The 3,902-nt window shown below is 48.1% G+C and carries 3 protein-coding genes; 2 read left to right on the top strand and 1 reads right to left on the bottom strand.

Translation table 11 applies throughout. From position 1 onward, the window contains the following. Window positions 1-226: 226 nt before the first annotated feature. Entirely contained in the window at window positions 227-565 is a 339-nt protein-coding gene (locus A2517_RS08115; RefSeq protein WP_294895919.1) for a TraR/DksA C4-type zinc finger protein, read from the top strand. A gap of 14 nt (window positions 566-579) precedes the next feature. Next, the gene (locus A2517_RS08110) at window positions 580-1,194 is read left to right on the top strand and encodes a methyltransferase domain-containing protein (protein WP_294895917.1); all 615 of its coding nucleotides are present in this window, start codon (window positions 580-582) and stop codon (window positions 1,192-1,194) included. Here A2517_RS08110 and A2517_RS08105 read toward each other — a convergent pair. Beyond that, window positions 1,184-3,778, bottom strand: coding sequence for a cation-transporting P-type ATPase (locus A2517_RS08105; RefSeq protein ID WP_294895915.1), 2,595 nt, complete (start codon window positions 3,776-3,778; stop codon window positions 1,184-1,186). The genes A2517_RS08110 and A2517_RS08105 overlap by 11 nt on opposite strands. Between the last annotated feature and the right edge of the window lie 124 nt (window positions 3,779-3,902).

The raw sequence follows: 3,902 nt of genomic DNA, 5'->3' as shown, positions 1-3,902 counted from the left end.
GGAGTGTCGCTGATCGTACTCAGTAAAAAACCCTCTACCGATTCACGGTTTTCACGGTATATCTGCATCATTTGTTTCATTCGTTGTGTTCCGTCCTGTTAAAGTTCTTTAGTGTATCCAAAACGGCTAACGGATGTCAAAAGTAAGGGTGAGTTTCTTTTATACCTTGTTACCATTTTTGAGTTATCATTTAGAAGGTTTAATTTTTTGTAAAAAGGGGTATATTATGAGTACACGAAACGATCTGGACCTCAAAGCCTTCAAAGCAATTCTCCTATCCGAAAAAGCAAAAATCGATAAAAATATCGAACTCATCAAAGTGGAACTCAACAGTATCGGACTGGATGGGGAACTTGATGAAATAATAGATATGGCGGAGATAGAAATCGAAAATTCTACCGACCATACCCTACTCGAAAAACTGGAAGCAGAGAGGGAAGAGATCAATGCCGCACTAAATCGGATTGCTCTTGGCACCTACGGTATGTGTGAAAAAACCGGAGAACCTATTCCGGTGGAACGTTTGAGGGTAAATCCTTCGGCACGAACCGTCGTAAACGTATGATTTAGAGAAATCGCATGAGGACGAATGAAGAGCTTATCCGCCATTTGATCCATTCGGGTGTTCTCCACTCCTCCTCTCTCATTCATGCCTTTACAGTATGTGACCGTATCCTTTTTGTCCCGTACGAGCTTCATTCCTATGCCTACAGTGATCGTCCTTTGCCGATCGGAGTGTCACAAACCATATCTCAGCCCTACACGGTTGCCATAATGCTGGAACTTTTAAATCCGATGGTTGGCAATAGAGTGTTGGACATCGGTTCAGGATCAGGCTGGACAACGGCTCTGCTGGCAACTGCAGTCGGAAAATCGGGGTTCGTAGAAGGGGTTGAAATCATCCCCTCTTTGGTTGAATACGGAAATGCCAACTTGCACAAAGCGCACATAGACAACGCATCAATCACCCTCGCCGATCCCTCATCGTTAGGACGAGAAGGGGAGCTCTATGACCGTATCCTCGTCTCCGCAAGTGCGCCCGAGATGCCGATAAAGCTTTTTGACCAGCTTAAAACGGGGGGTATACTCGTTATACCTATCCAAAACAGCATTTGGCATGTCGCCAAACACGAAGACGGAACACTCGACTCCTATGAGCTTCCCGGCTTTGTTTTTGTCCCCCTTATCGTCTGATAAAACGGATAATCCCTTTACGAATCTCTTCTGCAGCCAGTATGATAACCATCACCGCAACAACGGCCCACCAATAGATGGGGTCAAACGGATGGGTACCGAAAACACTGCTGAGCGGAGTCACAAAAATAAGAACTACTAACAATCCAATCTCAAAAACAACCCCACCCCAGTAGTATCGGTTGCTCCAAAATCCGATGGTAAACAAAGAGTCTCTTTCACTGCGGCATGAGAGACCGTTGCCGATTTGAGCAAAGACAATGGCGGCAAAAGTCAATGTGACCGCTTCAAGATAAAGAGGATTATCCAAAGAGAGGCTTTCTCCTCTCCAGCCGTGTGCGGTGAGATAAAACCAAAAAAGCCCCATAGACATCGCGGCACTTAATAATCCTAAAAATCCGAAGGCTCTCCCATAAACCCCCAACGTCAAAATATGATCTTTACGGCTTCGTGGTTTTTGATGCATCAACCCTTTATGGGGTAATTCCGCCCCCAACGCCATCCCCGGAAGGATGTCCGTCCCCAAATCGATCGCCAGTACCAGCGGAACGGGAAGTGCCAATGGGAGCCCGAACACAAAAAAGAGGACATACGGTACCGCCTCAGGGAGATTACTGGCGAGCATATAGGTGATAAAGCGGCGGATGTTCTCATAAACGGCTCTCCCCTCTTCGATCCCTTTGACGATGGTGGCAAAATGATCATCCATCAGCACGGCATCCGCCGATTGTTTCGCCACATCGGTACCCGAACCCATAGCGATACCGACATCGGCACGTTTCAGCGCAGGAGCATCGTTGACACCATCCCCTGTTACCGCTACCGTCTCTCCCATCTCTTTGAGCAACGTGATAAGTGTGAGCTTCTGTTCGGGTGATACGCGGGCGAATACATGGTTTTTATGCAACAGCCGCTTGATGGCGGCAGGGGGGAGTGCATCGAGCTGTTCGCCCGTCGTTACCTCCGTGATCAGGGAAATGATCCCCGCACTCATTCCGATTGCTCCTGCGGTCAGAGGGTGATCCCCCGTTATCATCACAACCCGTATACCGGCTTTATGACATAACCCGACCGATTCTAAAATATCATCCCGCAACGGATCCACCATCGCGATAAATCCGATAAAGCTCAATCCCTCTTCAGCCTCTTGTCGTGATGTCGGGAGTGTGGTGCATTTACGTGAAGCAAACCCGATAACTCGATACCCCAATGCCGCTAGAGCGTCATGTTTATCGATCAGTTTTTGGTGTTCGCTCTCATCGATCGGCTTTTTACCCTCTGCGGTAATCACCTCATCGCACAACCCCAATATAACTTCGGGTGCCCCTTTGGAAAAAATCGAAAATCCTCCGTTCAAAGAGTGGACGGTAGACATCCTCTTTAGGTGATAATCAAACGGATACTCAGAGACAATCGGATATTCACCTCGTCGTTGTGCGACATCGGTATAGCTGAGAGCAAATGTAAAAAGAGCCTGCTCCACCGGATCGCCGTTAGAAGCATCCGCCCGATTACACAAAAGAGCGGCATTCAAAAGTTCCTCGGAGGGGGGGTGTTTCTCATCCTCTTCCCACGCCGCTACTTCCATCTTGTTTTGGGTAATCGTCCCTGTTTTATCGGTCGCGATCACCGTTACGGCTCCCAGATTTTCGATCACCGAGAGACCGTTGACCAAAAATCCCTTGGATGCCATCCGCTGTGCGCCGAATGCCAATGCCAGCGTCACCGTCGGCAGCAGCCCCTCAGGAATCAGCGCAACCAATACCCCCAGAGAAAACAAAAACGTTTTCCATAATTCGTTATCTCCGAATCCTGCGAGGAGCATTAAACTCCCCGCTATCACCACCGATGTCAATGCGATCTGTTTCGAGATATGGGCTATCTCCTTTTGCAGATGGGTGCTACCCGAATCGACACTTTGGGTTAACACCGCAATCGTTCCGTAGCGGCTCTCCTTTCCGGTCGCATATACCAGCCCCTGAGCCTCCCCTTTGACGACATACGTTCCCGAATAGAGAACATTTTTGATATGATCGCTCCCTATAGCGTCTGCGGAGACGAGTTCACTCTCTCCGCTGAGGGTACTCTCATTTACCCACACATCCGATGCCGCAATCAGATACAAATCGGCAGGAACTTTATCCCCCTCGCTCAGGAGTACGATATCACCGGGGACAAGGGTGCTTGCCAATACCTCACACTCAACCCCATCCCGACGAACGCTCACTTTTAAGGGGAGCATATTTCGCAAGGCTTGCAAACTTTTTTCGGTGCGATACTCCTGATAAAATCCGAATACTCCGTTCAAAACAATCACGATAACGATCGCCCAACCGATGGAGAGCATATGAGATGGCGGGTCAATCCACGCAATAGTAAAACTGATACCTGCGGCAAGCCACAGCAAAAGGGCGAAAAAATGGGTAAATTGAGCCGTTAATTTAAAATACCACGGTGTAGTAGGAATTTGTGAGAGGAGATTGAAACCGTGTTGAAGATGTCGTTGTTTAACCTCCTCTTCACTTAACCCCTCTGCAGAAGAATCGAATGTTATAAATAGCTCAGGAAGGGTCATCGTTTTCATATATTACTGCCACACTCCTTCGATACCAGTAGCGCAATAGGGGCACTTATTCCCTTTTACCAAATGGTTGGTGACATATTGTCCGATATGTCCGTGACGGCTAATGAGTATTTTATGACAGCTC

Source organism: Sulfuricurvum sp. RIFOXYD12_FULL_44_77, assembly GCF_001830725.1.
Taxonomy (GTDB): domain Bacteria; phylum Campylobacterota; class Campylobacteria; order Campylobacterales; family Sulfurimonadaceae; genus Sulfuricurvum; species Sulfuricurvum kujiense_A.
Note: the sequence above shows the minus strand (reverse complement) of the source record. Positions and strands in the feature narration are given on the sequence as shown.

Excerpts from the sequence above, each read along its gene's own strand:
- A2517_RS08115 (WP_294895919.1), top strand. The coding sequence starts at position 227 with ATGAGTACACGAAACGATCTGGACCTCAAAGCCTTCAAAGCAATTCTC.
- A2517_RS08110 (WP_294895917.1), top strand. The coding sequence starts at position 580 with ATGAGGACGAATGAAGAGCTTATCCGCCATTTGATCCATTCGGGTGTT.
- A2517_RS08105 (WP_294895915.1), bottom strand. The coding sequence starts at position 3,778 with ATGAAAACGATGACCCTTCCTGAGCTATTTATAACATTCGATTCTTCT.